This window comes from Okeania sp. SIO3B5 (assembly GCF_010692555.1).
Lineage (GTDB): Bacteria > Cyanobacteriota > Cyanobacteriia > Cyanobacteriales > Microcoleaceae > Okeania.
Genome location: NZ_JAAHHG010000496.1, coordinates 1 through 7418 on the forward strand (window position 1 = coordinate 1; position 7418 = coordinate 7418).

Below are 7418 nucleotides of genomic sequence, written 5' to 3' on the forward strand. Positions count from 1 at the left end.
TAGTACATCAATAGTCGCTTTCATATAGCGATCGCTATCTCAGGAGAGTAATAACTATTGGACAATAGATGGTAGTGCATAAATGTTTGAGGTGAAAAAGACTGAAACTATAAGCTGTAAATACTTTGAGGTTTAATCAACAGAGCAATAACTATTGGACAATAGATGGTAGTACATCAATAGTCGCTTTCATATAGCGATCGCTATCTCAGGAGAGTAATAACTATTGGACAATAGATGGTAGTGCATAAATGTTTGAGGTGAAAAAGACTGAAACTATAAGCTGTAAATACTTTTAGCTTTGATCGGCAGAGCAATAACTATTGGACAATAGATGGTAGAACATCAATAGTCGCTTTCATATAGCGATCGCTATCTCAGCAGAGTAATAACTATTGGACAATAGATGGTAGTGCATAAATAATCGCTTTCATATAGCGATATAGCTGCGGAATGGATGTTAAGAACCCTACTTTCATGCAACAAAGCCATTCTTAATTCTAAATTCTTGAACTTGTACATCATTTTCCGATAATCCGTAAGGACGTTGCATCCAACGTCCCGACCTGCTAAATTAAGGGGACACAATTAATTTTCGGCGTTGCTGAATTGAAGTATGAATGTGCGATTGTTTGGTTCTAGTCAAGCCCCCTAAATCCCGCAATTTTGGGGGACTTTTAGAGTTTTATTCCCCCCAATTTTGGGGGGCCAGGGGGGCTTGCATCATACCCAGAATCAGCAACGCCTAATTTTCCTTGATAACTGATAACTGATAACTGATAACTGATAACTGAAAAGATGACTCCAGAAGAATATCTAGCATGGGAAGAAAAGCAACCCGTAAAATATGAATATATCAATGCCAAAGTCTACGAGATGACTAGAGAAACTCTTTCTCATAATGACATTGCTCTCAACTTAGCGTCTGCTTTAAAAAGTCACCTGCAAGGAAAAAGTTGTAGAGTGCAAATCGCAGATACTAAAGTCGCCGTTTCCAGCAATGGTTCCTTTTTCTACCCCGATGTAGTTGTAAGTTGCGATCCACGAGACACAAAATCTAGAAATGTTATCTATTATCCCTGTTTAATTGTAGAAGTTTTATCATCAAGTACAGAAAATTTCGACCGCGCTCAAAAATTCCAACATTATCGTCAGATAGAAATTCTCAAAGAATATGTTCTTATTGACTCAGAAAAGATATGTATTGAATACTATCAAATTAATGAAAAAAATAAATGGGAACTTACTACTTATTCTCTTGAAGAAATAGCTGATACTCAACAGAATTTTTCGGTTGAATTAGAAAGCATTAATTTTGAAATTACTACTTCTTTATTGTACGAAAATGTAGTTTTCCCGGAAAAAATAAATCTTGAAAATGACAGAATAGAAAATCCGAAACAACAAGATTTTTCTTCTGCTGAAGACATTCAATCTCCTGAGAAAGAAACTCCTGAAAAACAAACCAGATTAATCAGACGTTTTACAGATTGGTGGGAAACAACTCCTGTTGATAAGTTTTTAGAAGATATAGACTATCTGTTAAAAAAATTTGTAATTTTAGAAATTATTGGTTTGCTTGCTAATATTACTCTTATCCTTAGTTTAGTGAGCTGGTTAACAGGGTTTCAAGAACGAAAAGAAGAAAAACATTTTTCTGCCTGGAGTATTATTAATGAAGGTCAAGGCGATAAATCTGGGGTTGTGAAAACTGCAGTAGAACGATTAAATAATGAAGGATTTTCTTTATCTGGTCTACAACTTAATAAAACTAATCTCCATGACGCTAATCTCATTGGAGCTAGACTCTTTCAAGCTAACTTTAGTGAAGCTATACTCAGTAGGAATAAACTGGCTAATGCTAACCTGGTTTTAGCTAACCTAAGTAAAGTTTTCTTCATCGGAGCTGATGTCAGTGAAGCTTACCTCAATGGAGCTAACCTTAGTCAAGCTAACATGATTGGAACTAAGTTTACTAAAGCTAACCTTGGTGGAGCTAACCTCAGTGAAGCTGACTTGGATTTAGTTAACTTTGATGGAGCAAACCTCCGTGGAACTTACCTTTTTAATGCAAAAAACCTCAGTAATGCACAAATAAAATTAGCCTGCAATTGGAAAGAAGCAACTTATGTAAAGAGTACAATACAAACAAACAATATAGACACATTATTTCAAGAGAATATAGACACAATATCTGACAAAAGAATAGACACTACAAGATTTGAATTTCAATGGATTCCTGAAAATAAGCAAGCTAACCAAGAGAGAATCAAGGAAATTGAACAAGATAAAAGTTCCGATCCTGAAAATCCTCCTGATTGTTCTCAATGGGATTCAAGAATTTAGAATTTAGAATTTAGAATTTAGAATTACCGAATTATTAATTATTAATTATTAATTATTAAATAATTCTGGTTTAAAGCCTCCCCCTTTTAAGGGGAAAAAAAAGAAATAATATCTCCTTATATTCAATCCTCTCGGTTTTAACCAGAGGTAATTATCAATTATCCATTATCAATTATCAATTAATGAACTCTCCTTGAAAAGAAGAGGATTGAATAATTATGAAAATTTTTATTTATTATCCCCTTAAAAAGGGAGGCTTTAAACCACAATATTTCGGTCAAGACTAACAAAACTTTCTTGAGAATTAAAAATTAGTAGTCCTGGATAGTAATGGTGTCTGAGAAGATGTAGTTTTTCTGGAATAAATAAATTAAATATTCAGCTATAATGTAGGTTGGGTAGAACGAAGTAAAACCCAACAAAACCTTACCTTATATTGTTCAATACAATTGAGTTAAGGATTTTTTTTTGCAGTTTTATAATCTCAAGAGCTACTAATAATTGTTCGATACTTTATAGGTTTTGGTCTTATATCATGTCCGATTGAATACTTACACTTTGGAAGAGGTAAGGCAGAAGGAAAGAAAAAGTTAGAAGGGAAAAGGTTTTTTGCTCACTAATTATCCGGACAGGATATTATCTGAACCGTATTAGACTATTGTTGGGTTTCGATTCCTCAACCAAACCTACGCTTATTGCACTATTTTTAGATATATCGGTTTACTATTAAAGTGGAAAGATAAAGACAATGATAAAGAATAGAAAACAAAAATCAAAGAACAAAAAATTAGAAGAAAGAATAGAAAATCTCAGACAACAAGGTTTTTATTTTCCTCTAAATATTCAATCTCCTAACAAACCAACTCCTGAAAAACAAACCAGATTAATCAGACGTATTGCAGATTGGTGGGAAACAACTCGTGTTGAGAAATTTTTAGAAGATATAGAATATCTGTTAAAAAATGCTGCAACTTTAGAAATTATTGGATTGCTTGCTAATCTTGCTCTTATTGTTAGTTTAGGAACCTGGTTAACGGGGTTAAAAGAACAAAGAGAAAATAAACTTTTTGCTACCTGGACTATTATTAATGACGGTAAAGGCGATCAATCTGGGGTTGTGAAAACAGCAGTAGAACGATTACATAAAGATGGATTTTCTTTATCTGGTCTACAACTTAATGAAACTAACCTCGGTGGGGTTAACCTCAGTGAAGCTAACCTAAGTGAAGCTAACCTCAGAGAAGCTAACCTCAGAGAAGCTAACCTCAGAGAAGCTAACCTCAGAGAAGCTAACTTCAGAGAAGCTAACTTCAGTGGAGCTAACCTAAGTGAAGCTAACCTTTTTGGAGCTGACCTCACTCAAGCTAACCTCATTGGAGCTGACCTCAGTGAAGCTTACCTCAGTGAAGCTGACCTCAGTGAAGCTGACCTCATTTTCGCTAACCTCAGTGAAGCTGACCTCAGTGAAGCTAACCTCAGTGAAGCTAACCTCAGAGAAGCTAACCTCAGTGAAGCTAACCTCTATGGAGTTTACCTTTTTGGTGCAGAAAACCTCAGTAATGCACAAATAAAATTAGCCTGCAATTGGAAAGAAGCAATTTATGTAAACAGTACAATAGTTGAAGAGAATATAGTATTTAGAGACAAATTAATTCCTCTGGACAAACAAGCTAACCAAAAGAGAATAAAGGAAATTGAACAAGATAAAGATTCCGATCCTAAAAATCCTCCTGATTGTTCTAAATGGTATAAATACCTAACAAAACTTTATTAAAAACTAAAAATTATGCACATATCTAAACATCTTATTTTACTCTTAATCTCTTTACTTTCAGCCTGCACTTTTGAAACATCAAAAATATCATCAGAAACAGAAACTTCCGACAAAAATTCTACATCTATAGTTACTCAAAATAGTGATTCTCAGTTAGTCAAAAATCTGGTAGAAAATTATCTGACAAAAACTCCTGTTGACACTGCAACAACTCTAACTATTCCTCAAGCAAAACAAATTCAAAAACAATTTACTGCAGAAATTAGTAAAAATTTAGGTCAAATAGTAGGCTACAAAGCAGCATTAACTAATCCAAATGCTCAACAACGTTTTAATGTTTCTCAGCCTTTGCGAGGTGCTTTACTCGACAAAATGTTCCTCGAAAGTGGTGCTGTAATTCCAGCTAAATTTGGCAGTCGTCCAATAGGGGAAGGTGATTTAATTGTTAGAGTTGGAAGTGCAGAAATTAATAATGCTAAAACTCCTAGAGAAACTTTGAAATATCTTGATGCAGTAATACCATTTATTGAATTAGCAGATTTAGTTTATAGTCAAGATTTAAAGTTAGATGCACCTGCTCTTTTAGCTATTAATGTTGGGGCAAGAGCGGGAATTTTAGGTAATCCTATTCCTGTAGCTGATACTGATGAATGGGAAAGTCGTTTAAAGAACCTAAATATAGAAATTTTAGATGAAACTGGTAAAGTATTAGTATCAGGAAATAGTAGTTCTTTATTAGGTAATCCCCTCAATGTTGTTCTCTGGATTAAAAATTCTTTACAAGCAGAAGGTAAACAATTAAAAAAAGGGGATTTACTTTCTTTGGGGAGTATGACAAATTTTTTTACTGTTAAATCAAATACTACTATCCGCGCTCAATATACAGGTTTAACTCCAAATGAAACTGTAGAAATATTTGTGAAGTTTGAATAGTATAGCGCTGCGCGCAGGCAACAGGCAACAGGCAACGGGCAACAGGCAACGGGCAACAGGCAATAGGTAACCCACCCCTAACCCCTCCCAGGAGGGGAATAAATTGCTGATAATATAAGACTTTTAGCTATTGGACAGTTCCTGTAATTTGTAAAGTTGTATGGAACGTCCCTACTCCCTCTTTTGCGGAGATGTCTAGTATTGAAATAATTATAGAATTATAAACAGATATTATATAAACGGGTTATATATGCAATTAACCGGATTTTATATAAGAAGAAGTAAATAACGTAATATTTTTCCTTCTTTATTCTTCCTTCTTTATTCTTCCTTCTTCCTTCTTCCGTCTTCCTTCTGCCATGAATAATTTTCTCACCCAACATTTTAGCCTATATAAAATAGTAGTAAGTTGGGTTGAGTAAGGTAAGTTTGTTTAGTGAATCTAAACTGTTTAAGTTCATGAATTAGCAATATCTCAACATTTATCTATGAACTTTTCGCTTTGTTTTATTATGCCAATAAGCAGTCATAATCTTCGGCTCTGGAAATCCCTGAACACAGACAACTCTCAATCCTCGCAACACATCTATAAATCTTTTATAAGGAGTTATGCGTAAATTTTTGTCAGTCAAAGTATAAGTGACTGCCCCATAACTAAATTGTCTATTACCATAAATTATGGCAACTTTCATCATCGATAAACTAATAGCACGTTGCTGTTGTCGGCGTTCCAAATGATTAGAATCTTTAGGATTATGTACAGCGCTAATACAACCTAATTTTTGAATATTTTTGTCATTTTGAAGCACTAGACTGAGTTGGTGGTTCATGTTCATTGTCCTTATTGAGTAAAGTTACTAGGTAAATCACAAGCAAAAAATTAAGCATAGTTGAATTTAATTGATGTCTAGAAATAGACTAATAGTTCAGCACAAAAAAAGAGATATGGAACAGCTTACTTACTAATGGACAATGGATAATTGATAATTGATAATTAATCCCTAAAGGTTTAAAGTCTCTCCTTTTAAGGAGAAAAAAGCGGTCGATCTTCTGAGCTTCCCATAGAGTGGGATGGCGAGGAAACCTGCGCCATATCCATGAGAACAAGAGAAGAAATCAGATTTCCTTATATTCAATTCCGTAAAGGTTTTAACCTTCTTGTAATTATCCATTATTCATTATTCATTATTCATTATTCATTATCCATTAATGAATAAAAGCTTTTATGTAGCTATTCCAGGCAATGTTCTGGATAAATTTTCAGTGGGGGGAGAAAAATCAATCCCAGTCATTTCAGTTATCAGTTATCAGTTATCAGTTATCAATACCTCTGGCTAAACCAAGAGGCTTGAAATACGGAAACTTACTTTTTTCATCCCTTTAAAAAGGGAGGCTTTAGACCTTATTTTTTGGTAAAAGCCACATAGAATAGATAAACTGTTTTATCCTTGACTGGGCAAGGATTAATAGATTTTTCTTCCGAAGTAGTTATACCCTTAAAACCAGCTTAACAAAGCTTACAAAATTGGCAAGTTATACTACATTCTGTAATTGTCAAAAATAGGCCACTTGTTATATCATGTTCGGTTGAATACTTACACTTTGGAGGAAGGAAGGCAGGAGGCAGAAGGCAGGAGGCAGAAGGGAAGAAAGGATTAAAAGGGATAAAGTTTTTTTATCAGGACTTACGCAAAGGTACTATATATAGAGTACTGCTCAGTTACGCTAGCGCTAACACACCCTACCAATAGCGTCCATGCGTAAGTCCTGTTTATAACTGATTATCCGAACATGATATTACTGCCACTGGTGCCAATATTTCATCACTTCATGAGGTTGAAACTAGGTAGTGTTCTCGGAGCTTGGCATTAGCCATGTTGGAGATATCTTTTGGAGTTTTGGAGAATCCATCAAAGAAATATTAACTCATCTGCCAAATAATTTGGTAATTTTAAATTTATTCTCTCATACCTAAAAAAGTTGTTGAATCTCACACTATGCAACAGTAAGCATTGCGCAGGAAATGCTTACATAATGCAACAGTAAGCATTGCGCAGGAAATGTTTACATACAACCTCCGTATGTCTCAGATAAATAGGGCTTGCTGAAAAAGTCTTTTTTAAGGAGTAGGGGAGCGGGGGAGTAGGGGAGTAGGGGAGTAGGGGAGCAGGAAAGTAATTTTTTTTTGCCCAACTTTTGCCTAAAATGGTAAATTTTTGAGCATGAACAACTGAAAACCAAGGTATTTCAGACCCAAAAAGGCTAAAACCAATATCAGTAAATACTTTTAGATTTAATCAGCAAACCAGAAGGGAACACGTCTGAACTCCAGTCACCACGCCGGACGGATATCGTATGCTGTCTT

At 34.7% G+C, this 7418-nt stretch carries 5 protein-coding genes; 4 read left to right on the plus strand and 1 reads right to left on the minus strand.

The features are described 5' to 3' along the window. Positions 1-798: 798 nt before the first annotated feature. The 3 genes from F6K54_RS43465 (at position 799) to F6K54_RS36460 (ending at position 5053) form a co-directional block, all read left to right on the plus strand. Entirely contained in the window at positions 799-2346 is a 1548-nt protein-coding gene (locus F6K54_RS43465; RefSeq protein WP_366558339.1) for a Uma2 family endonuclease, read from the plus strand. Between the two features lie 748 nt (positions 2347-3094). Further along, positions 3095-4120 (plus strand): pentapeptide repeat-containing protein, encoded by a 1026-nt coding sequence (locus tag F6K54_RS36455; protein ID WP_293088759.1) that lies wholly within the window; start codon positions 3095-3097, stop codon positions 4118-4120. Between the two features lie 12 nt (positions 4121-4132). After that, positions 4133-5053 carry a 2-keto-4-pentenoate hydratase gene (locus tag F6K54_RS36460; RefSeq protein WP_293088761.1) on the plus strand — a complete coding sequence of 307 codons (921 nt, stop codon included), beginning with the start codon at positions 4133-4135 and terminating at the stop codon, positions 5051-5053. Positions 5054-5535: 482 nt separating this feature from the next. On the opposite strand, the gene F6K54_RS36465 is transcribed toward F6K54_RS36460, so the two are convergent. Continuing rightward, positions 5536-5889, minus strand: coding sequence for a hypothetical protein (locus F6K54_RS36465; protein WP_293088763.1), 354 nt, complete (start codon positions 5887-5889; stop codon positions 5536-5538). Between the two features lie 373 nt (positions 5890-6262). Between F6K54_RS36465 and F6K54_RS36470 the strand changes: the two genes are divergently transcribed. Then, on the plus strand, positions 6263-6391 hold the full coding sequence (locus F6K54_RS36470) for a hypothetical protein (RefSeq protein ID WP_293088764.1): 129 nt from the start codon (positions 6263-6265) through the stop codon (positions 6389-6391). Positions 6392-7418: the final 1027 nt, after the last annotated feature.

Excerpts from the sequence above, each read along its gene's own strand:
- F6K54_RS43465 (WP_366558339.1), top strand. The coding sequence starts at position 799 with ATGACTCCAGAAGAATATCTAGCATGGGAAGAAAAGCAACCCGTAAAA.
- F6K54_RS36465 (WP_293088763.1), bottom strand. The coding sequence starts at position 5,889 with ATGAACATGAACCACCAACTCAGTCTAGTGCTTCAAAATGACAAAAAT.
- F6K54_RS36460 (WP_293088761.1), top strand. The coding sequence starts at position 4,133 with ATGCACATATCTAAACATCTTATTTTACTCTTAATCTCTTTACTTTCA.
- F6K54_RS36470 (WP_293088764.1), top strand. The coding sequence starts at position 6,263 with ATGAATAAAAGCTTTTATGTAGCTATTCCAGGCAATGTTCTGGATAAA.
- F6K54_RS36455 (WP_293088759.1), top strand. The coding sequence starts at position 3,095 with ATGATAAAGAATAGAAAACAAAAATCAAAGAACAAAAAATTAGAAGAA.